Genomic DNA, 22,972 nt, shown 5'->3' with positions numbered 1-22,972 from the left:
CGCTGTTGGAAGCGGGGTATTCACGTTAATAGAATTGGGTATTCGTTGGATTGGAAACCAAGAATGATCGATTAAGAGGCTATTTTTCGTTTGTTAGCCACTTTGTGCAGTCATTTAGAGCTCGTGCAGTTATACTCTCTCTCTTTTCTTTTTTTGTGCATTTTTCACCGAAGAGTCGGTGGAATCAATAGGCGGAAATAGACCAAAATTTATATTCATAGGTTGAAAAGATTTTTTCCCTACTTCATTGGTTACAATATGTCCATCTGTGATGTAGTTCAGGAGGGCCCCTAACGCAGTCGTTTTTGGTGGTAAAGAGGGGAAAGAATGATTGTATTCAGCAACAGCGAATCGTCCTGCAAGAAGTCCTATTGCAGATGATTCTACATAGCCCTCACATCCTGTAATTTGTCCAGCGAAACGTATCTGAGGTCTCTCTTTTAGACGAAGTGTATGATCTAGAATAATTGGAGAATTAATATAGGTGTTGCGGTGGAGGCCACCAAGACGCGCAAATTCTGCTCGTTCGAGGCCAGGAATTTTTCTAAAAATACGGACTTGTTCACTGTATTTCAGTTTTGTTTGAAATCCAACCATATTGTAAAGTGTACCGAGAGTATTATCTTGGCGTAGCTGTACAACGGCGTGAGCTTTAACCGTGGGGTTATGAGCATTTGTTAATCCTATTGGTTTCATAGGGCCATGCCTCAGGGTATCAATACCACGCTCAGCCATGATTTCGATTGGTAAGCACCCATCGAAGTAGGGAGTTTTTTCAAATTCTCGAAATTCTATTTTTTCTCCATGTATTAGTTCTTGAATGAATGCTTCATATTGTTCTTTATTCAGAGAGCAGTTAAGATAATCTTTTCCAGTTCCTCCAGGACTGCTCTTATCATAGCGAGATTGATACCAACAAACGTCCATATTAACGCTATCAGTGTAAATGATAGGAGCAATGGCATCGAAGAAAGACAATGATTCTATCCCTGTTTCCCTTTGTATTGTTCGGGCCAATGCTGATGAAGTGAGGGGGCCAGTTGCAATGATGACGTTGTGCCAATCTTCAGGAATATCAAGTACTTCTTCTCGCATTATTGTGATAAGAGGATGATTTTCAAGTATCTCTGTAATAGTTTGAGAGAAGCCGTTGCGATCGACAGCTAGTGCACTTCCAGCAGGTACTCTATGAGCGTCTGCAGCCTTCATAATGAGGGAATTGGCAAGTCGCATTTCGGCGTGTAAGAGTCCTACAGCATTTGTTGATGAATCATCTGAACGGAATGAATTAGAGCATACGAGCTCCGCGAGTTTATCAGTTTTATGGGCCTCAGATGTTTTTATTGGTCTCATTTCGTGTAAAATTACAGGAATTTTTGATTGAGCGATTTGCCAACTTGCTTCGCTTCCAGCGAGACCACCACCGATAACGTGAATTGGAGTGTTGTGTTTGTTTAACATGATCCGACTCTATATAAATATAGTATTATCTGAATAGTAAAACTTTTTTCGTAATGTGAAAAATGATATATATGGGTTAGAATGTATTTTCTCTCTTTTTTTCTTTAATTGGTTAAAATTGAGTGATATAGAAAATTGCTGATGCGAAGCTATTTATTTTCAAGTTTAGCGGATGTGGCGAAATTGGTAGACGCACCAGATTTAGGTTCTGGCGGGAAACCGTGGGGGTTCGACTCCCTCCATCCGCACCAAAGGGAGTCGCTTTCAATACTCTAAATTGGGAGTGTGTGGAATCTGCCTTATATGAAGCTGACACTTTAGGTGTTGAGGTATTGTTATTCCGGGAGATGTAATTATTCATTTCCTAAAAAGACGAAGGTTGTTCGATGCAGGTTACTGAGATAGTCAATGAAGGATTGAAACGCGAGATTAAAGTTGTAGTTCCAATGGACAATTTGGAGCAAAGGTTAAGTAAGCGGTTAGATGATACTAAAGATAAGATTAAGTTAAATGGCTTTCGTCCTGGAAAGGTACCTTCCGGTTATCTTCGTAAAATGTATGGTCAGTCTTTTATGGCTGAAGTTCTGAATGAAATTATGAATGATGCTCCTCGTTCTATTTTAGCGGATCGTAATGAGCGTTCTGCAGTGCAACCGCAAATTGAAGTATATGAAGACGAAAAGGTCTTAGAGGGTAATGCTGATTTTGTATTTAGTTTAAAATATGAAGTTCTGCCGGAGTTTGAAATTAAAGGTTTCGAGAATATTGAAATTGTTCGTGAAATTGCAGATGTTCTTGAAAAAGATGTGGATGAGCAAGTTAACAAAGTTCTTTCCTCTACCCGGAACTATTCAGAGAAGGAGGGTTTTGCTGAGGAAAATGATCGTATTACAATCGATTATTTAGGTAAAATTGATGGCACTTCATTTGATGGTGGAGCAGCCAATGATGTGCAGTTAGTTCTTGGTTCTGGGCAATTTATTCCAGGCTTTGAAGAACAATTAGTTGGTGTAAAAGCTGGTGACACACAAGAAATTTCTGTTAAATTTCCTGGCGATTATGGTGTTACACACCTAGCTGGTAAAGATGCAGTTTTTGATGTTACCGTTAAGGCTGTTTTTAAACCAGATGAATTGAAAATTGATGACGAGTCAGCACAAAAACTTGGTTTAGAGTCTCTCTATCGTCTACGTGAAGTTGTTCACAAGCAGATTGAAAGTCAGTACGGTTCCATGACACGTCAAAAGATCAAGCGTCAAATTCTTGATTCACTAGATGCTGATTACCATTTTGAAATTCCTGAGCGTCTTGTAAAGATTGAGTTCGATAATATATGGGCTCAAGTCAGTGCTGATTTGCAAAGGACAGGAAGGTCTTTTGAGGATGAAAACACTACAGAGGAGAAGATGCAAGAAGAGTATCGTACGCTTGCACAACGCCGTGTTCGTCTTGGCTTAGTTCTTTCTGAGATTGGAATGAAGGCTGGTATTGAAGTCAGTGAAAATGAATTACAGGCAGCGATCTATGATCAGCTGCGTCAGCATCCTGGACAAGAAAAAGAGATTATGGACTTTTTTCGTCGCACACCAGAGGCTGTTGCAAATTTGCGTGCACCAATTTTTGAAGAAAAGGTTATTGATTATTTACTGACACAGATAAAAGTTACAGATAAAAAAGTAACAGTTGATGAACTGATGAAGGAATATGATGAGTCAGACTTAATTAAAAAGGATTCAACAAAAACAGAATCTGAAAAAGGTTCTTCAGCGAAAGCAAGCACTAAGAAAAAGGTCGCAGATAAGAAGAAATAGTTTTTGAATCAGGAGAAGTTGCGTAGGGAGACTTCATTTGCAGGTTTTGTGTTCTGAGTTCATGCCTATGATGATTTTGAGGAACATTAAGTAGTATTTTAGAAGCATTGGTAATGGATTGGTAATGGAAATTGTTGATAATCGCACCCCTGATCCTAGGCGCTTTATTGCTGGAGCGACAGGTGATTGGGAGGTCGTCATTGGCATGGAAGTTCATGCGCAAATTAAGTCGAATTCAAAACTTTTTTCGGGAGCATCTACGGAATTTGGTTCTGAGCCGAATAATAATGTGTCACTCATTGATGCAGCTATGCCTGGAATGCTACCTGTTGTTAATCAGGAGTGTGTTCGTCAGGCTATTCGGACTGGTTTAGGATTAAAAGCTCAGATTAATTTGAGGTCTATTTTTGATCGTAAGAATTACTTTTATCCAGATTTGCCGCAGGGATATCAAATTTCGCAGTTTCAATACCCTATTGTTGGTGAAGGGAAAGTTGTTGTATCGATAGGGCCGGACTCAAATGGTGAGTTTGAGGATATTGAGGTTGGGATTGAAAGGCTTCATCTTGAACAAGATGCTGGGAAATCTATGCATGATCAGCATCCAATAATGTCTTTTGTTGATCTTAATCGCTCTGGTGTTGCCCTCATGGAAATTGTTTCCAAACCGGATATGCGTTCGTCAGAGGAAGCTAAGGCTTATATGACAAAATTGCGAGCAATTGTTCGTTATTTAGGGACCTGTGATGGTAATATGGATGAGGGGTCTATCCGTGCTGATGTTAATGTATCTGTTCGTCGTCCAGGTGGAGCGTTTGGAACGCGTTGTGAAATAAAGAATATTAATTCTATCCGTTTTATTGGCCAAGCTATAGAGTATGAGGCACGTCGTCAGATTGCCATTTTAGAGAATGGTGGTACGGTAGATCAGGAGACTCGGCTGTTTGATGCAGTTAAATGTGAGACGCGGTCTATGCGCTCAAAGGAAGAAGCGCATGATTACCGTTATTTTCCAGATCCTGATTTATTACCGTTAGAATTTGATCAGGCATTTGTTGATGCTTTGGCTTCAGGGCTGCCGGAGTTACCTGACGATATAAAAGCGCGTTTTATAGATAGTATGGGGTTGACTGCGTATGATGCTTCCATTCTTGTAACGGACAAAGCAATTGCAGATTATTTTGAAGAGGTAGCTTGCGGGCGTGATGGGAAGATGGTTGCTAATTGGGTGATCAATGATCTGTTGGGTGCCCTAAATAAAAGCAATCTTGCAATTGAGAACACGCCAGTTACGCCAAGTCAGTTAGGAGCAATCATTGATCTAATAAAAGAAGGTGTTATTTCCGGGAAAATTGCTAAGGATTTGTTTGAGATTGTTTGGTGTGAAGGCGGGGATCCGCGTCAAATTGTAGAAAAGCGCGGCATGAAGCAAGTAACAGACATGGAGGTCATTCAACGTGCTGTTGATGATGTCATTGCCAATAATCCAGATAAAGTTATCCAAGCAAAAGGGAAGCCTGCTTTGGTTGGGTGGTTTGTTGGACAGGTTATAAAGGCGACGGGGGGGAAAGCCAATCCCCAAAGTGTTAATGAGTTTGTTAAGTCAAAGCTTAAGATAGATTAAAATAGATAAAGAGGCTTGGGCAATATATTTTGAAGTGTTTGAAATGCAATTTAGGAAGCTTCCGGTTGGGAATCTCTGTTGAATACTGAGACTGTTTTGTTACCTTTTGTAGTTGAAAAGGTTGTGTGGATTCACATCAGTAGTTTGGTTTGTGAGGGTGTTGAAGAGGTAAGGTAGCAAATGGTTAGTTTCTTAAAGCAAGTCTTCACGTGGTGGAATGGTAATACTGTTAATACGCGTTTTTTTACGTGGCGTAAGGGGAGGCGTGTGGGGGAAGATCAGTTTGGTAACATTTATTATGAAGGGGGCTATCATAAAGATGGCTATCCGCGTCGTTGGGTGATTTACAAAGGGTATTCTGAGGCTTCCACTATTCCCCCAGGTTGGCATGGTTGGATTCATCACCGCTGTGATGCGCCGCCTACAGATGATGGTTATCAACTCCACGAATGGGAAAAACCTCATAGTGCGAATATGACGGGTTCAAAGAGAGCATATCGGCCGAAAGGATCCATTTTTCATAATGTTGAGAACTTTCATGTGTGTAAAGATTACGATGCATGGATACCCAACAATGATCCTTAGGAAGTAGAGCATGTGAGTTGTTTTTTCGTTTTCTGAAATTAGTGTGCTGGCAGTTAATGTCATTTTTGTTAAAGTTGTTTTTGTTAAATTCAGTTGATGTGATGCGATGAAGTTTTCTCTGTTATCAAAATTAGGGTGCTTTTTATATGCTATTTTAATGGGGATAGGGGTAGTTTTGTTTGTAGTAGGTGAGGTACAGGCTCAGCGTGTTAGCAATGAAATTGCTATTCTTTCAGGTCTTGACAAAATCACTGGTCGAACGACTCGTTTTGAAGTTCCTATTGGTCAAGTTTACCGATTTGGTGCTTTGCAGATAACGCCTCGTGCGTGTTACGCAAGTTCTAAAGATGAGCCAGCTCGTACGAGTGGTTTTCTTGAAGTTTATGAGGTAGTCCAGGATAAAAAGGTGCAGCGTATCTTTGCAGGATGGATGTTTTCGGATAGTCCTGGTCTAAATGCTGTGGAGCATCCCATTTATGACGTGTGGCTTGAAGATTGTAAAAAAAATTGAATAATATCACGCTGCATTCTGCACAATGATTTTTGAAGGTAATGCATTCGTGATATGAAATTTCTCATCTGGTTCGAAAAGATGGGTGAGCTCATATGTTAGGGTTTTTTAAGTAAGGGAAAGTTGTAAATGTCGTTGCTTTGTACTTGATTGTATGAATAGCGACAAAACAGTGTTGGCCAAATCAAATAATGGTGGGCGTTTACTGTGGATGTGTAGATGATAAGAAAAAATTCTGAGAATTTTCTACGGAAGTTATTTCAAATTCTTCATGTATTAAGCTAGATTTTGGCTAGTATACGGTATTACAGCAGGTTTATTCGTGTCAACATTGTGAAAAAAAGCTGGGATGGTTGGTGTAGTGAGTGCTGTTATCAATTATTCAGTTTTTGTGATAATTTTTAGCAATCTTCTTTTTTGTATTGGTAACAGCTTTTTTCATGGAGTTGTTTTATTTTTTATAAGAGAGTGCAGTACTACTTATCGGTGCTTTAAGTAAAGCTTTTGGCCTGATAGGTGTTATTGATTGCATGGTTTTTGTTTATTTTTAATGTTCGTGTGGATCTGGCCTTGTTATTGATCCTGAGCCACTTGTGTTTAAATGTCATACTTATGTGTATTGCTATTGTTGTATGGTTTGCAGAAAATTAAAATATATTTGATTTTCTATAAGAAAATAGGAGATCATGGTCTTAGGTGTTTGTGAGCTGTGTAGAGTGCGATTGTCGCTGCATTTGAAACATTTAGGGATTTAATTTTTCCAGGCATATCAAGGCGCGCTAGTGTGTGAACTGTTTCGCGTGTTTTTTTGCGTAAACCTTTTCCTTCTGCCCCTAAAACGAGGGCAATTTTTTCTCCTGTTAGTACGTTCTCTAAAGGAGCGTCACCTTCTGAATCAAGTCCGAAGGTGATAAAATGAGCTTTATGGAGGAATTTAAGTGCTTCAGCAAGGTTCTGTACCATAATGTAATCAATCGATTCTAAAGCTCCAGAGGCTGCTTTAGCAAGTACACCACTTTCTTGCGGTGAATGACGATAGGAAGTGATAAGTGCTCCGGTTTTGAATGCAGCTGCGGAGCGCATAATAGCTCCAACATTATGAGGATCAGTAATTTGGTCCATTACGATAACAAGATCAGTATGAGTAAGTTCAGATAAGTCGCGTGATTTCAGGGGTTCAGTTTCCAGCACAACTCCCTGGTGGACAGCATCACTTCCAACAAGTGTATCAAGCTTTTTAGGCGAAGATAATTCTATAGGGCATGGCAAATTATGGTTGCTTATATCTAAACGTTTTAAAGCATTTTGTGTAACGTAAAGATGTTTAAGAACTCTATTGGGGTTTTTGAGGGCAGCGTCGATGGTATGGACCCCGTAGAGATGAATTGTTTTTTGCATCGTAGAGGTGTGATCGTATTTTGAATAAGTTGAAGGCGAGATGGAGAGACCCTTTTTGTTAAAGTCTCGATGATAAGAATGCGTGAAGTGAGATTTTTTGTGTATTTTTTGTGACATATTTTTCTTATAGCGTGTTATGTAGAAAAATGTTTGTAGAAAAAACAAAAAATAAAATTAATTGACGTAAAATTTGTACAAAACTATATTTATTTTATTGACAGATATAATGGTAATCGTCAAAATCGGTACGCGATTGGCTTGATTTTGGAGTCGCATCGGTTTCAATCTTGCGACTTATCCGGTGTGATGGAGGGGTGCCCGAGTGGTTAAAGGGGACGGACTGTAAATCCGTTGCGTATGCTACGTTGGTTCGAATCCAACCCCCTTCACCATCCGTCGGAATAGGCCGTAATGCGGGTATAGCTCAGTGGTAGAGCAGCAGCCTTCCAAGCTGAATATGCGGGTTCGATTCCCGCTACCCGCTCCAAGGTGTTAAGTTGGTACTGTCGCGGTGGGTGTTCTACCGTATTCGGGTATGTTTTTGTCTTGGGGTGGTTTTGTAGCCAAGCTGGTGGGTTGTTTCTGGTAAGGTTTGGTTGTGGTAGCTTATTTTAGGTATTTAGAAAAAAGAGATTGATAGCAATGGCGAAGAGCAAATTTGAACGTACGAAGCCGCATGTTAATATTGGAACGATTGGTCACGTTGATCATGGTAAGACCTCGTTGACTGCAGCGATTACGAAGTATTTTGGTGAGTTCAAAGCGTATGATCAGATTGATGCTGCGCCTGAAGAGCGGGCTCGTGGCATAACTATTTCAACTGCGCACGTTGAATATGAAACGGAGCAACGCCATTATGCGCATGTGGATTGTCCTGGTCATGCTGATTATGTAAAGAACATGATCACGGGTGCAGCTCAAATGGATGGTGCTATATTGGTTGTTTCTGCAGCGGATGGTCCGATGCCTCAGACACGTGAACATATTTTGTTGGCGCGTCAGGTGGGTGTTCCTGCGATTGTTGTTTTTTTGAATAAAGTTGATCAGGTTGATGATGCGGAGCTTTTGGAGCTTGTTGAGCTTGAAGTTCGAGAACTTCTTTCGAAGTATGATTTTCCAGGTGATGATATACCTGTTGTTAAAGGCTCCGCTTTGGCGGCTCTTGAAGATTCCAACAAGAGTATAGGAGAGGATGCTGTTCGCCTTTTAATGAGTGAGGTTGATAAGTATATACCGACGCCAGAACGTCCAATTGATCAGCCTTTTTTGATGCCTATTGAGGATGTTTTTTCGATTTCGGGTCGTGGAACGGTTGTTACAGGTCGTGTTGAGCGTGGTGTTATTAAAGTTGGTGAAGAAATTGAGATTATAGGGATTCGTCCTACGTCGAAGACAACAGTTACGGGCGTTGAAATGTTTCGTAAGCTTTTGGATCAAGGTCAGGCGGGTGATAATATTGGTGCCTTGCTTCGTGGTGTTGATCGTGAAGGGATTGAGCGTGGGCAAGTTTTGGCGAAGCCTGGTTCTGTTACACCTCATACTAAGTTTAAAGCCGAAGCTTACATTTTAACGAAAGATGAGGGGGGTCGTCATACGCCTTTCTTTACAAATTATCGTCCACAGTTTTATTTTCGTACTACGGATGTGACGGGGATTGTTACTCTTCCTGAAGGTACGGAGATGGTTATGCCCGGTGATAATGTTGCGATGGATATTTCTCTGATTGTTCCAATTGCAATGGAGGAAAAGTTGCGTTTTGCGATCCGTGAAGGTGGCCGCACCGTCGGAGCAGGTATCGTCTCTAAAATTGTTGAATAAAATGTATATTAAAGCACATTTAGGGAATGTATTAAGGAGTTAGGGGTATAGCTCAGTTGGTAGAGCGGCGGTCTCCAAAACCGCAGGTCGCGGGTTCAAGCCCTGCTGCCCCTGCCATGCAAGCTCTCTTCTTTGTGATGGGAGTTTTAACTTCTTTTTTACTTCTCATATAGGGCTTGTTTTTTTGTGTGTGTTTCGATATTTGATAGGTGATAAGAGAATTCGCGTGTGGGATGACGGGTTTTTTATTTTGCGTCTGTTTTGTTGCGTGATTTGTGGAAAGAATATGTATAGCTGATGATGCCTAAGACTAATTTAGTTACTTTTTTAAGACAGGTTCGTGCAGAGACTGCTAAAGTGAAGTGGCCTACATATCGTGAAACTATGATTTCTACCGTTATGGTCCTTCTTGTTACTGTTTTTTCCTCGACGTTCTTTTTTATCGTAGACCAGGTCATAAATTTTAGTGTATGGCAGGGTATTGATTTTTTGAAATATCTTTTTAGTTGATCGCACAGGGAAGTATGGCAGTGGTTGCTCGTTGGTATATCGTTCAGGCATATTCAAATTTTGAAAAAAAGGTAGCGGAGGCTATTGAAAAAGAGGCTAAGCAAAAGGGGTTGGATCACTTGTTTAGCAGGATTTTCGTTCCGACTGAACGTGTTGTTGAAGTTCGTCGAGGGCGCAAGGTGAATTCTGAAAGGAAATTTTTTCCAGGTTATGTCCTTGTTTGTGCTGAATTGACAGATGAGGTATATCATCTTATTAAAAATACTCCAAAGGTAACGGGTTTTTTGGGTTCAGATGCAAAGCCTTTTCCTATTTCTGATAAAGAGGCTGAGGAGATTCTTCAGCAAGTTCAGGAAGGTGTAGAGTCTCCAAAGCCATCTGTTTCTTTTGAGATTGGTGAGCAGGTTCGGGTGGCTGATGGGCCTTTCGTGTCTTTTAATGGTATTGTTCAGGACGTTGAGGAAGATCGTTCTCGTCTTAAGGTTGAGGTATCAATTTTTGGGCGTCCTACGCCTGTTGAATTGGAGTTTGGTCAGGTAGAAAAGCTTTGATTGGATTTGATTATGTGGGGTGATTAAAAATTACCCTAAATTGAGTGGGAGGTGATTTTATGGCTTTTGCCGGCTTAATGATCCAGACCACTAGACTGCGGCAGGTATTCGGTATGGTAAGACATCCGTTTATCAAAGTTAATTGAAGGCAGAATTATGGCAAAGAAAAGTGCAGGTCAGTTAAAGTTGCAAGTTCCTGCAGGAGCTGCAACACCCTCTCCACCGATTGGTCCAGCTCTTGGACAGAGGGGTATTAATATCATGGAGTTTTGTAAAGCATTTAATGCTGCGACCCAGGAAATGGAAAAAGGGTCGCCAATTCCTGTAGTCATTACTTATTATCAAGATAAGTCCTTTACGTTTTCTCTTAAGACTCCTCCCGTTTCTTTCTTTTTGAAGAAGGAAGCAAATTTAAAGTCGGGTTCAAAGGAGCCTGGTAAGGTATCTGCAGGAACAATTTCTCGTGATAAAGTTCGTTTGATTGCAGAAGCAAAAATGAAAGATCTTAATGCAAACGATATTGAGGCAGCGATGCGTATGGTTGAAGGTTCTGCTCGCTCCATGGGTTTAGAAGTGGTAGGCTGATGTTATGGCAAAGCTAGTGAAGAGATTAGAAAAAATTCGTGAAGGTGTCAATTTTAACAAACTCTATACTTTGGCCGATGCGGTTTCTATGGTTAGAGAACGTGCAGTTGCTAAATTTGATGAAACGATTGAGATTGCAATGAATTTGGGCGTTGATCCACGTCACGCAGATCAGATGGTTAGAGGGGTTGCTCATTTGCCTCATGGAACAGGACGGAATGTTCGGGTTGCTGTTTTTGCGCGTGGTGATAAAGCTGATGAAGCCAAAGCAGCGGGTGCAGATATTGTTGGTGCTGAGGATTTATTTGAAGTCATCGATGGTGGAACGATAGAGTTTGATCGTTGTATAGCAACACCAGATATGATGCCTCTTGTTGGTCGTCTTGGTAAGATTCTTGGTCCAAGGAGTTTGATGCCGAATCCTAAAATTGGCACCGTGACACTAGATGTCGCTAATGCCGTTAAGGATTCTAAGGGAGGGGCTGTGGAGTTCCGTGTTGAAAAGTCTGGTATTGTACATGCCGGTGTTGGCAAGGCTTCTTTTGAGGCTAACAAGATAGTGGATAATGTTAGGGCTTTTGTTGGTGCAGTCATTAAAGCGAGGCCGCAAGGTGCGAAGGGTGAATACATTAGACGTGTTGCAATTGCTTCAACAATGGGTGTTGGAATTAAAGTTGATCCCGTGACAGTGCGTTCAGAATAAGTTAAGGGTAGGTTAGTAATTTTGCTGAAATATATATAGTCATTGAATATTGTTTTTTGTGTCAATTTTTTTGGCACATAGTTATCTGAGCCTTGTTAGGCTCGGGTCATGCCGGGAGAAATCCCGGAATGTCCTGTCCGAGATTGTAGGTGATATTTTTAGAATATCTTAATTTAAAGGCCTGCATGAGACTGGGGTAAAAACTTTAAGGTTAAAAAAACTTCAAAGGTTTGAACCAGAGTTACCTTTGATCGTTTGTGCGTGAAGAAGGGGGCAGGATCCTCATCGGTAGCATAAGTATTTTGTGTTATCAAAGGTAACAAGCGGATTTTTAAGTAAATCTGTTAAATGGAGAAAGACAGTGGATAGAGCAGAAAAACGTGCATTTGTTACATGGTTGAATAAGGCTTTTCAGGAGTCTGGTTCTATCGTTATTGCACATTATTCCGGTTTGACAGTTTCACAAATGAATGATCTTCGTTCAAAGATGGGTGAGGCTGGTGGTGCTATTAAAGTTGCCAAAAACCGTCTTGCAAAAATCGCTCTTCAGGGCACGGAGTCTGAATCGATAGCGGGTTTGTTTACTGGGCAGACACTCATAGCGTATTCAGAGGATCCGATTACAGCGCCAAAAGTTGCTGTTGATTTTGCGAAGGTCAATGATAAATTTGTCATCCTTGGTGGTTCAATGGGTGCTACAAGCTTAAGCGTTGATGCTGTAAAATCTTTAGCTGCATTACCTTCACTCAATGAGTTGCGAGCAAAGCTTGTGGGTATGGTTTCTACTCCTGCGACTCGTATTGCTCAGGTTGTTGATGCTCCTGCTGGTCAAATTGCTCGTGTCATTGGTGCGCATGCTCAGGGGAAGAAAGCAGCTTGAAACTGTTTGGTTTATTCGTATTAACGGGACGGTTTTGTTGCTTTTCTGTTTTTTTGAATGAATTTTAAGTGATAATCTAAACCTTTTAACTTGAAGGAATTTTAATATGGCTGATCTAGCGAAGATCGTAGAAGACCTCTCTAACCTTACTCTTTTGGAAGCTGCTGAGCTTTCTAAGTTGCTTGAAGAAAAATGGGGAGTTTCAGCTGCTGCTCCTGTAGCTGTTGCCGCTGTCAGTGGTGAAGCTGCTGCAGCTGCTGAAGAAAAGACAGAATTTGATGTTGTTCTTGTCGATGGTGGCGCTCAGAAAATTAATGTAATTAAGGAAGTGCGCGCTCTTACAGGTCTTGGTCTTAAAGAGGCAAAAGATTTGGTTGAAGGAGCTCCTAAACCAATTAAAGAAGGTGCTTCTAAGGATGAGGCAGAAAAGATTAAAGCTCAGCTTGAAGCTGCAGGTGCTAAGGTTGAACTTAAATAAGTTTCGTTTGTTGGCAGGTATAAATTATCTGCCGACCTCTTTTCTTTTCGGAAGGGTTTATGAATATTTTTCTAACGATTTAGCAGCTATGGAGAACGCTTTTGCCTCGTAGATTTTTAGTGAATATGGTGGGCATTGGCAGTGTAGCTGTTGGGTGTGTGTCGAAGAGAGTTATATTCGTTTTTGGTATTAGGTAAACAGGTCTGCGTGCGCAGATTAATAGTAGGAAGCTTTCAAGGTTTAGTCTACCTTGGATAGTAAAATTGAGGAGCAACGATGGCTCAGACTCTAGCAATGATGTCTCAATTTAATGGTCGTAAACGTGTACGTAAATTTTTTGGTAAGATTTCTGAAGTGGCGGAAATGCCAAATCTTATTGAAGTTCAGAAAGCGTCATACGATCAATTTCTCATGATTGAAGAGCCGGAAGGCGGGCGTCCAGATGAAGGTTTACAGGCTGTTTTTAAGTCAGTGTTTCCAATATCAGATTTTTCCGGTACCGCCATGCTTGAATTCGTGCGCTACGAGTTCGATTTGCCGAAGTTTGACGTTGAAGAGTGTCGTCAGCGTGATTTGACTTATGCAGCTCCACTAAAGGTAGTACTGCGTTTGATTGTTTTTGATATTGATGAAGATACGGGTTTAAGAGACATTAAGGACATCAAGGAGCAGGGTGTCTATATGGGAGACATGCCGTTGATGACGGGTAACGGTACTTTTGTCATAAACGGTACGGAGCGCGTTATCGTTTCACAGATGCACCGTTCTCCAGGTGTGTTTTTTGACCACGATAAAGGAAAATCTCACTCATCAGGAAAATTTCTTTTTGCAGCTCGTGTGATACCTTACAGGGGATCTTGGCTTGATATTGAATTTGATGCAAAGGATATCATATATACTCGCATTGATCGGCGGCGTAAGATCCCAGTAACTAGCCTTTTGATGGCATTGGGTATGGATGGATCTGATATCCTATCGACCTTTTATAATAAGCTTACCTATGAGCGGTTTGGAGATGGGTGGCGCATTCCCTATTCAGTTGGTCGCTTTAAGGGAATAAAGTTAGTCTCTGATCTCGTTGATGCAGAGAGTGGGGAGGTTGTTGCTGAGGCTGGTAAAAAATTAACGGTCCGTAGTGCGAAGCTTTTAGAAGAAAAAGGCTTAAAGGTAATCAAAATCAGTGAAGATGATTTATTAGGATCTTATTTGGCGGATGATGTTGTCAATTATCAAACAGGCGAGATTCATCTTGAGGCCGGTGATGAAATTGATGAAAAAGCATTGAAAATTTTGTTGGATGTTGGTGTTGATACAATCAATGTTCTTGATATTGATCATATGAATGTTGGTGCATACATTCGCAATACCTTAAAAGCAGACAAGAACGAAAGCCAGCAGGATGCCTTGTTTGATATTTATAGAGTTATGCGTCCAGGTGAGCCACCCACGATGGATACGGCAGAGGCTATGTTCCATTCGTTGTTTTTTGATCCTGAGCGTTATGATCTTTCTGCGGTTGGTCGTGTTAAAATGAATTCACGTATGGGACTCGATTGTCCGGATACGGTTCGTGTTTTGCGTCAAGAGGATATTCTGGCAGTTGTTAAGATGCTGGTTGATTTGCGTGATGGTCGCGGCGAAGTTGATGATATTGATAACCTTGGTAATCGTCGCGTGCGATCCGTTGGGGAGCTGATGGAGAACCAATACCGGGTTGGTTTATTGCGCATGGAACGTGCGATAAAAGAGCGCATGTCTTCAGTTGAGATTGATACTGTTATGCCACAGGATCTTATTAATGCGAAACCGGCTGCTGCAGCTGTTCGTGAATTTTTTGGATCCTCACAATTGTCACAGTTTATGGATCAAACAAATCCTTTATCAGAGATTACGCATAAGCGACGCCTTTCTGCTCTTGGACCAGGTGGTTTAACTCGGGAGCGTGCAGGTTTTGAAGTGCGCGACGTGCATCCTACGCATTATGGTCGTATCTGTCCAATTGAAACCCCTGAAGGTCCGAATATTGGCTTAATAAATTCTCTGGCGACTTTTGCACGCGTCAATAAATATGGATTCATTGAAAGTCCGTATCGTAAAATTGTTGGTGGGAAAGTGACGGCAGAAGTTGTTTATCTTTCTGCCATGGAAGAGTCGAAGCATTATGTGGCTCAAGCTAATTCTTCATTGGATTCAGAGGGGCGTTTTACGGAGGAATTTGTTGTTTGTCGTCATGCTGGTGAAGTTTTAATGACACCGCGTGATCACGTAGATTTGATGGATGTTTCGCCAAAACAGTTGGTTTCAGTTGCTGCAGCTCTTATTCCGTTTTTGGAAAATGATGATGCAAACCGTGCATTGATGGGGTCGAATATGCAACGTCAAGCTGTTCCCCTTATTCGTGCTGAAGCTCCTTTTGTTGGCACCGGTATGGAGTCTGTAGTTTCTCGTGATTCAGGTGCTGCTATTGCTGCAAAACGGGGCGGTATCGTTGATCAAGTTGATGCGACGCGTATTGTTATTCGCGCAACAAAGGATTTAGATCCTTCAAAATCTGGCGTTGATATTTACCGTTTACAAAAATTTCAACGTTCTAATCAATCTACATGTATCAATCAACGCCCTCTTGTTCACGTTGGTGATAGGATAGAAAAGGGTGATATTATAGCTGACGGTCCATCGACAGATCTCGGTGATTTGGCTCTTGGTAGGAATGTTCTGGTGGCATTTATGCCTTGGAATGGTTACAACTACGAGGATTCTATACTACTTTCAGAGCGTATTGTATCTGATGACGTTTTTACTTCGATTCATATTGAAGAATTTGAGGTTGCTGCGCGTGATACAAAGCTTGGACCAGAGGAAGTTACTCGTGATATTCCTAATGTTGCAGAGGAAGCTTTAAGGAATCTTGACGAGTCAGGTATTGTTTACATTGGTGCTGAAGTTCAACCTGGTGATATTCTTGTCGGTAAGATTACGCCAAAGGGTGAAAGTCCTATGACGCCGGAAGAAAAACTTTTGCGTGCGATCTTTGGTGAAAAAGCTTCAGATGTTCGTGATACTTCGATGAGAATGCCTCCAGGAACTTTCGGGACTGTTGTGGAAGTTCGTGTTTTTAATCGTCATGGTGTAGAAAAAGACGAGCGGGCTATGTCTATCGAGCGTGAAGAAATTGAACGTCTGGCCAAAGATAGGGATGATGAGCAGTCGATACTTGACAGAAATGTTTATGCGCGTCTTTCAGATATGTTGATGGGTAAGTTTGCCATAGGGGGACCGAAAGGTTTTTCAAAAGGCAAAAAACTTGATAGTAGCATTATGGATTCTTATCCGCGCTCACAGTGGTGGCAATTTGCTGTTGATGATGAAAAACTTCAGGGTGAAATTGAAGTCTTGCGTAATCAATATGATGCTTCAAAAGAGGCCCTGCAACGTCGTTTCATGGATAAAGTTGAAAAAGTTCAGCGTGGCGATGAGATGCCTCCGGGTGTCATGAAAATGGTGAAGGTTTTCGTGGCTGTAAAACGTAAAATTCAGCCCGGTGATAAGATGGCAGGGCGCCATGGTAATAAGGGTGTCGTGTCTCGGATTCTACCTGTGGAAGATATGCCGTTTCTTGAAGATGGAACTCATGCTGATGTTGTGTTGAATCCATTGGGTGTTCCAAGTCGTATGAATGTTGGTCAAATTCTTGAAACTCACCTTGGCTGGGCTTGTGCTGGTATGGGTAAAAAAATTGGTGATTTGATCGATTTTTACAGAGAGACAGGAGATATAATTCCATTGCGTCAGCGCATTGAAGATTTTATTCCTGATAATGGTCGCAACGAGCCTGTGCGTAAGTATGATGATGAGAGTCTTTTGAAGCTGGCTCTTCAGATGGGAAAGGGTGTTTCGATTGCAACCCCTGTTTTTGATGGAGCACATGAATCTGATATCAATATGATGTTAGAGGATGCAGGTTTAGATAGTTCTGGTCAGGTGACACTTTATGATGGTCGTACTGGGGAGCCGTTTGATCGGTCTGTGACTGTGGGTTACATCTATATGCTTAAGTTGCACCATCTCGTTGATGATAAGATCCATGCACGTTCGATAGGGCCATACTCACTTGTTACTCAACAGCCGTTGGGTGGTAAGGCACAGTTTGGTGGTCAACGTTTTGGTGAAATGGAGGTTTGGGCACTTGAAGCTTATGGTGCTGCTTACACTTTACAAGAAATGTTAACAGTTAAGTCGGATGATGTGGCGGGTAGGACAAAGGTTTATGAAGCAATTGTGCGTGGTGATGACACCTTTGAAGCGGGTATACCTGAAAGCTTTAATGTTTTAGTTAAGGAAATGCGTTCACTCGGTTTGAATGTAGAACTTGACGATGTACGTGAATTTACTGCGCAGCGAGCCTTGCCTGAAACGATAGATTAAATGAGAGCGCACTGAGAGTTGTGCGCTCTGATCATTATAAAACGCTATAACTAGAGGAATTTCTATTGAAATAGCAAGAACAGTTTTAGTATTGGAAGCACCATTTCTAATAGAGCTGTAATGGAAGAGGCTATGAGAGATTCTGAGGATCTTTAAAGGAGAATGGCATGAATCACGAGGTTATGAATCTTTTCAATCCTCAAGTACTAGCACAGACATTCGATTCTATTCGTATTTCAATTGCGAGTCCTGAGAAGATTCTGTCTTGGTCTTATGGTGAAATAAAAAAACCAGAGACTATTAATTATAGAACATTTAAACCAGAGCGTGACGGTCTTTTTTGTGCGCGTATTTTTGGTCCTATTAAAGATTATGAGTGCTTATGTGGTAAATATAAGCGTATGAAATATAGGGGTATTATTTGCGAAAAATGTGGTGTGGAAGTTACTCTTTCACGTGTACGACGTGAACGTATGGGGCATATAGAGCTTGCAGCACCAGTTGCGCATATTTGGTTTCTAAGATCATTGCCAAGTCGAATTTCTACCCTTTTAGATTTAGCTTTAAAAGATATAGAGAGGGTTCTTTATTTTGAGAATTATATCGTAACAGAGCCGGGTTTAACATCCCTTAAGCTGCATCAGCTGCTTTCAGAAGAAGAATATATGCTTGCTGTTGATGAATTTGGAGAGGATCAATTCACAGCCATGATAGGCGCAGAGGCTATTTATGATCTTCTTTCTTCAATGGAGTTAGATAAAATAGCGGGAAACTTGCGTGTTGAGTTAGCAGCGACAACTTCAGAAATAAAGCAAAAGAAGTTGATTAAAAGACTTAAAATTGTCGAAAATTTTATTGAATCCGGCAATAGACCAGAGTGGATGATAATGAAAACGATTCCGGTAATTCCACCGGATTTGCGTCCATTGGTTCCTCTAGATGGTGGTCGTTTTGCAACATCAGATTTAAATGATCTTTACCGGCGTGTTATAAACCGTAATAATCGTTTGAAACGTCTTATTGAATTGCGTGCCCCTGGAATCATTGTGCGTAATGAGAAGCGTATGGTTCAGGAAGCGGTTGATGCTTTATTTGATAATGGTCGTCGCGGTCGTGTTATAACAGGAGCGAATAAACGTCCGTTAAAGTCACTCTCAGATATGTTAAAGGGAAAACAGGGTCGTTTTCGTCAGAATTTGCTAGGGAAGCGGGTTGATTATTCAGGACGTTCTGTCATCGTTACGGGTCCTGAGTTAAAATTGCATCAGTGTGGTCTTCCTAAAAAAATGGCTCTCGAATTGTTTAAGCCGTTCATTTACGCTCGTCTTGATGCGAAGGGTTATTCATCGACGGTAAAACAAGCAAAGAGACTTGTTGAGAAGGAGCATCCGGAAGTTTGGGATATTTTGGATGAGGTTATTCGTGAGCATCCTGTTTTGCTTAATCGTGCGCCAACACTTCACCGTTTAGGAATTCAAGCTTTTGAGCCCGTATTGATTGAAGGAAAAGCGATACAGCTTCATCCATTAGTTTGTACGGCTTTTAATGCGGATTTTGATGGTGATCAGATGGCGGTTCACGTTCCTCTTTCACTTGAAGCACAGCTTGAGGCTCGTGTCTTGATGATGTCAACGAACAATATTCTTCATCCAGCCAATGGTGCGCCAGTTATTGTTCCGTCTCAGGATATGGTTCTCGGTCTCTATTATCTCTCTATTGTTTCAGAGAAAGAACCAGGTGAAGGGATGGCTTTTTCTGATATGGGAGAGTTGTATTATGCTTTGGAGAATAAGGTCGTAACTCTCCATACGAAGATTAAAGGTCGTTTCAAGAATGTGGATAAAGATGGAAAGGAAGTTGCTAAGCTTTATGACACAACACCTGGGCGCCTAATTATTGGTGAGCTCTTACCAAAAAATCCAAATATTTCGTTCGATATCGTTAATCAGGAAATGACTAAAAAGAATATTTCCAAGATGATTGACCAAGTCTACAGGCACTGTGGACAAAAGGAGACGGTTGTTTTTTGTGATCGTATTATGCAACTTGGTTTTTCTCATGCCTGTCGTGCAGGGATTTCATTTGGTAAGGATGATATGGTCATTCCTGATAGTAAACCTCGTTTAGTTGCTGAAACGGAATCTTTGGTTAAAGAATATGAGCAGCAGTATAATGATGGTCTGATTACACAAGGAGAGAAATATAATAAGGTTGTAGATGCTTGGGGGAAATGTACTGACCGCATCGCAGATGAAATGATGAGGCGTATTCAGGCTATCAAATTTGATCCCCAGACTGGCCGTCAGCAGCAAATGAATTCAATTTATATGATGTCACATTCTGGTGCATGTGGTTCTGCTAATCAAATGAAACAGTTAGCTGGTATGCGTGGATTGATGGCAAAACCATCAGGCGAAATTATTGAAACGCCAATCATTTCGAATTTTAAAGAGGGTTTAACTGTTAACGAGTATTTTAACTCGACCCATGGTGCACGTAAAGGGTTAGCAGATACCGCTCTAAAGACTGCAAATTCCGGTTATTTGACACGGCGTCTTGTTGATGTTGCACAGGATGCTATCATTCTAGCTGTCGATTGTGGAACTGTAAAAGGGCTTACAATGCAGCCTATCATTGATGCAGGGCAGATTGTTGCAACTCTTGGTCAAAGAATTCTTGGTCGTACAGCGCTTTTGGATATTTTGCATCCAGTATCTGGTGAGGTTATTCTTGAGGGCGGAGCGATGATTGAAGAATCTGATGTTGCGAGAATTGAAGAAGCAGGGATTCAGTCTGTTCAGATTCGTTCAGCTTTGACATGTGAAACTCGTCTTGGTGTTTGTGCTAGGTGTTATGGTCGTGATTTGGCACGTGGAACGCTTGTTAATCAGGGTGAGGCCGTTGGTGTTATTGCAGCTCAATCCATTGGTGAGCCGGGGACACAGCTTACTATGCGTACTTTTCACTTAGGTGGAACAGCACAGGTTGTTGATTCATCTTACTTTGAAGCGTCGTATGAGGGTAAGGTAGAACTTCGTAACCGTAATGTCGTTCGCAATTCTGAAGGACATTTAGTGGTTATGGGGCGTAATATGGCTGTTCTTATCAAAGATGAGGCTGGCAAAGAACGTGCTGTGCATCGTATCAGTTATGGTGCACGGATCTTTGTTGATGATGGTGATATGATTAAACGTGGTCAGCGTATAGCTGAGTGGGATCCTTATACTCGTCCGGTTTTAACAGAGGTTGATGGTTATGTGGCGTTTGAGGATATGCTTGATGGTTTATCAGTTACTGAAACGACTGATGAATCCACTGGGATTACAAAACGTCAGGTTATTGATTGGCGTGCTAATCCACGTGGTGCTGAACTTAAGCCTGCAATCGTTATCCATACGGATAAGAAAGATGGTAGTATTGCCAAGCTGCAGAAAGGTGGAGAAGCACGTTATATGATGTCGGTGGAAACTATTCTTTCTGTTGAACCAGGTTCTTATGTCAAGGCAGGTGATGTTATTGCGCGTTTACCGATGGAAAGTGCTAAAACAAAAGATATTACAGGTGGTTTACCGCGTGTGGCTGAACTTTTTGAAGCACGGCGTCCGAAGGATCATGCTATCATTGCTGAGATTAGTGGTACAGTACGGTTTGGTCGGGGATATAAGAACAAACGTTGTATCATCATTGAACCTGATGATAATACTCTTGAAGCGGTAGAATATTTAATTCCAAAAGGGAAGTTGTTCCATCTGCAAGAAGGTGATCAAATTGAAAAGGGTGATTATATTCTTGATGGTAATCCGGCTCCTCATGATATTTTAGCTATTAAGGGTGTTGAAGCTTTAGCGTCTTACCTTGTTAATGAAATTCAGGAAGTTTATCGCTTGCAGGGTGTTTTGATTAATGACAAACACATCGAAGTCATTGTTCGTCAGATGCTACAAAAAGTGGAAATTACTGAATCGGGTGATTCTGATTACATTCCGGGGGATCATGTTGATCGCATTGAATTAGATGAGATTAATGATCATCTCATCGCAGAAGGCAAAAGGCCTGCTTCTGGTAATCCTATTCTTCTTGGGATTACGAAAGCATCTCTCCAGACACCATCTTTTATCTCAGCGGCATCATTTCAGGAAACAACTCGGGTTCTTACTGAGGCAGCAGTTTCTGGAAAAATTGATACTCTGCAAGGCCTTAAAGAAAATGTTATTGTTGGTAGGCTTATTCCTGCAGGTACGGGAGGTGCAATCGCTCAGATTCACCGTATTGCTACTGTTCGTGATGATTTGATCGTGGACGAACAGCACAAATCCAGAAATGATGATGCATCTAAGGTGTTATTGGCCGATATGACGGAAAATACTCTTTCTGAATGATGTGAATGTTGGTTAAGGTTAAAAGAAAAAGCGCCTGAATGAAATTCGGGCGTTTTTTATTGGGTTTTGAATGAAGAAAAAATCCGTTGCTTCAAAACAAATTGTGCTAATTATCGTTGTGAGTTTCAGAAATTTTTGTTGTTAGGTTTTATAGATTTTTAAATATTTGTATTATTATCAGCCGTTTAATTTACATAAGAAAATGCAGCGTGCTTCATTAAAACTGATTGATAGAGGGGTTTTATTGTTTGAGAAATAAATGGAAAAAGTTATCTATAAAACAACATATCATTTTATATTATTTCTGTGTCTTGGAAAGTTGTGAACAGGATTGCATTAGGATGTGAGCGTGTATTACTAAATTATTGTACAGATTTTTTCCGTTATTATTCATACAGAAAGTTACTTATCAGACATGTGTTGATATTTGTTTTTTGATAAGGAGGGAAAGAAATGACAAATTGTACTCTTGATGTTTTCCAGTCTATTTTATCACGAAAATCAATCAGGGCTTTTACTGACCGAGCTGTAAAAAAAGAAATAATTGAGGAAATTTTGAAGCTTGCAGCACGAGCTCCATCAGGAACAAATCTTCAACCTTGGAAAGTTACTGTTATCACGGGAGAAGCATTGCAGAAAGTTGGCAAAGAGCTTTCGCAACTTGCGTTGTCAGGCGTAAAAGGGCAGCGTCAGTATCACTATTATCCACGTCAATGGAGAGAACCTTATCTGACTCGAAGAAAAAAAATTGGCTTAGATCTTTATAAAAGTCTTGGAATTGAAAAAGATGAAAAAGAGAGAATAATTCGCCAGCAAGCGCGTAACTACTCATTTTTTGATGCACCTGTTGGGTTACTTTTTACAATGGATCAAGATATGGAGGTAGGTAGTTGGCTTGATTTAGGTATGTTTATGCAGACAGTGATGCTAGCAGCACGTGGATTTGGTTTGGATACATGTCCTCAAGCTGCTTTTGCTGATTATCATCAGCAAATTCGTGTTTTGTTATCGGTTCCTCCTGAAGAGAAAATTATTTGTGGTATGGCACTTGGTTATCGCGATATGAATGCTCCAGAAAATAATTTTGAAACTGAGCGTGAGCCAATCGAGAATTTTGTACGCTTTATTCAATGATGCTAGTAGAGTGATTTAGTCTTTCTGGAGCATTTAATCTCATAGATGTTTTGGAAGGATGCGAAGCTGTTTTAAAATGAGCTTATGATTTCTATCGAGTTTTAATATTGCATACGAGC

At 40.9% G+C, this 22,972-nt stretch carries 15 protein-coding genes, 4 tRNA genes and 1 pseudogene; 18 read left to right on the top strand and 2 right to left on the bottom strand.

What is annotated here, in order from left to right:
* Positions 1-79: 79 nt before the first annotated feature.
* A pseudogene (gene trmFO, locus PU02_RS05335) lies at positions 80-1,461 on the bottom strand (methylenetetrahydrofolate--tRNA-(uracil(54)-C(5))-methyltransferase (FADH(2)-oxidizing) TrmFO).
* A 168-nt stretch (positions 1,462-1,629) separates the two neighbouring features.
* Here trmFO and PU02_RS05330 point away from each other — a divergent pair.
* The 5 genes from PU02_RS05330 to PU02_RS05310 all read left to right on the top strand — a co-directional run bounded on the left by PU02_RS05330 (position 1,630) and on the right by PU02_RS05310 (position 5,992).
* Positions 1,630-1,712, top strand: a tRNA-Leu gene (locus tag PU02_RS05330).
* A gap of 135 nt (positions 1,713-1,847) precedes the next feature.
* Positions 1,848-3,272, top strand: a complete 1,425-nt coding sequence (tig, locus tag PU02_RS05325) for a trigger factor (RefSeq protein ID WP_053944399.1) — start codon at positions 1,848-1,850, stop codon at positions 3,270-3,272.
* A gap of 124 nt (positions 3,273-3,396) precedes the next feature.
* A complete protein-coding gene (gene gatB / locus PU02_RS05320; protein WP_053944398.1) occupies positions 3,397-4,896 on the top strand; it encodes an Asp-tRNA(Asn)/Glu-tRNA(Gln) amidotransferase subunit GatB in 1,500 nt (499 codons plus the stop codon).
* 180 nt (positions 4,897-5,076) lie between these two features.
* The gene (locus tag PU02_RS05315; protein ID WP_053944397.1) at positions 5,077-5,481 is read left to right on the top strand and encodes an NADH:ubiquinone oxidoreductase subunit NDUFA12; all 405 of its coding nucleotides are present in this window, start codon (positions 5,077-5,079) and stop codon (positions 5,479-5,481) included.
* A 106-nt stretch (positions 5,482-5,587) separates the two neighbouring features.
* Entirely contained in the window at positions 5,588-5,992 is a 405-nt protein-coding gene (locus tag PU02_RS05310) for a DUF2155 domain-containing protein (protein WP_053944396.1), read from the top strand.
* 684 nt (positions 5,993-6,676) lie between these two features.
* On the opposite strand, the gene PU02_RS05305 is transcribed toward PU02_RS05310, so the two are convergent.
* On the bottom strand, positions 6,677-7,507 hold the full coding sequence (locus PU02_RS05305) for a TrmH family RNA methyltransferase (RefSeq protein WP_053944395.1): 831 nt from the start codon (positions 7,505-7,507) through the stop codon (positions 6,677-6,679).
* Positions 7,508-7,698: 191 nt separating this feature from the next.
* On the opposite strand from PU02_RS05305, the gene PU02_RS05300 reads away from it, so the two are divergent.
* The 13 genes from PU02_RS05300 (at position 7,699) to PU02_RS05240 (ending at position 22,853) form a co-directional block, all read left to right on the top strand.
* Positions 7,699-7,782: transfer RNA gene (locus tag PU02_RS05300), tRNA-Tyr, on the top strand.
* 21 nt (positions 7,783-7,803) lie between these two features.
* Positions 7,804-7,877 (top strand) — tRNA-Gly (locus PU02_RS05295).
* A gap of 155 nt (positions 7,878-8,032) precedes the next feature.
* A complete protein-coding gene (gene tuf, locus PU02_RS05290) occupies positions 8,033-9,208 on the top strand; it encodes an elongation factor Tu (RefSeq protein ID WP_053944181.1) in 1,176 nt (391 codons plus the stop codon).
* Positions 9,209-9,249: 41 nt separating this feature from the next.
* Positions 9,250-9,325, top strand: a tRNA-Trp gene (locus PU02_RS05285).
* Between the two features lie 180 nt (positions 9,326-9,505).
* Complete coding sequence (secE, locus tag PU02_RS05280) at positions 9,506-9,718, top strand: preprotein translocase subunit SecE (RefSeq protein ID WP_053944394.1); 213 nt, start codon at positions 9,506-9,508, stop codon at positions 9,716-9,718.
* Positions 9,719-9,738: 20 nt separating this feature from the next.
* The gene (gene nusG, locus PU02_RS05275) at positions 9,739-10,269 is read left to right on the top strand and encodes a transcription termination/antitermination protein NusG (RefSeq protein ID WP_053944677.1); all 531 of its coding nucleotides are present in this window, start codon (positions 9,739-9,741) and stop codon (positions 10,267-10,269) included.
* 156 nt (positions 10,270-10,425) lie between these two features.
* Positions 10,426-10,854 (top strand): 50S ribosomal protein L11, encoded by a 429-nt coding sequence (rplK, locus tag PU02_RS05270; RefSeq protein ID WP_053944393.1) that lies wholly within the window; start codon positions 10,426-10,428, stop codon positions 10,852-10,854.
* Between the two features lie 4 nt (positions 10,855-10,858).
* Positions 10,859-11,557: a 50S ribosomal protein L1 gene (rplA, locus tag PU02_RS05265; protein ID WP_053944392.1), complete on the top strand. Its 699-nt coding sequence runs from the start codon at positions 10,859-10,861 to the stop codon at positions 11,555-11,557.
* 361 nt (positions 11,558-11,918) lie between these two features.
* Positions 11,919-12,437 carry a 50S ribosomal protein L10 gene (gene rplJ / locus PU02_RS05260; RefSeq protein ID WP_053944391.1) on the top strand — a complete coding sequence of 173 codons (519 nt, stop codon included), beginning with the start codon at positions 11,919-11,921 and terminating at the stop codon, positions 12,435-12,437.
* A 106-nt stretch (positions 12,438-12,543) separates the two neighbouring features.
* A complete protein-coding gene (rplL, locus tag PU02_RS05255) occupies positions 12,544-12,915 on the top strand; it encodes a 50S ribosomal protein L7/L12 (RefSeq protein WP_053944390.1) in 372 nt (123 codons plus the stop codon).
* A gap of 276 nt (positions 12,916-13,191) precedes the next feature.
* Positions 13,192-17,340 (top strand): DNA-directed RNA polymerase subunit beta, encoded by a 4,149-nt coding sequence (gene rpoB / locus PU02_RS05250; RefSeq protein ID WP_053944389.1) that lies wholly within the window; start codon positions 13,192-13,194, stop codon positions 17,338-17,340.
* Between the two features lie 167 nt (positions 17,341-17,507).
* The gene (gene rpoC, locus PU02_RS05245) at positions 17,508-21,719 is read left to right on the top strand and encodes a DNA-directed RNA polymerase subunit beta' (RefSeq protein ID WP_053944388.1); all 4,212 of its coding nucleotides are present in this window, start codon (positions 17,508-17,510) and stop codon (positions 21,717-21,719) included.
* A 453-nt stretch (positions 21,720-22,172) separates the two neighbouring features.
* Positions 22,173-22,853, top strand: coding sequence for a nitroreductase (locus PU02_RS05240; protein WP_053944387.1), 681 nt, complete (start codon positions 22,173-22,175; stop codon positions 22,851-22,853).
* Positions 22,854-22,972 lie beyond the last annotated feature (119 nt).

This window comes from Bartonella ancashensis (assembly GCF_001281405.1).
GTDB lineage: Bacteria > Pseudomonadota > Alphaproteobacteria > Rhizobiales > Rhizobiaceae > Bartonella > Bartonella ancashensis.
The sequence above is the reverse complement of the archived record's forward strand: the minus strand, read 5'-3'. Positions and strand labels throughout refer to the sequence as shown.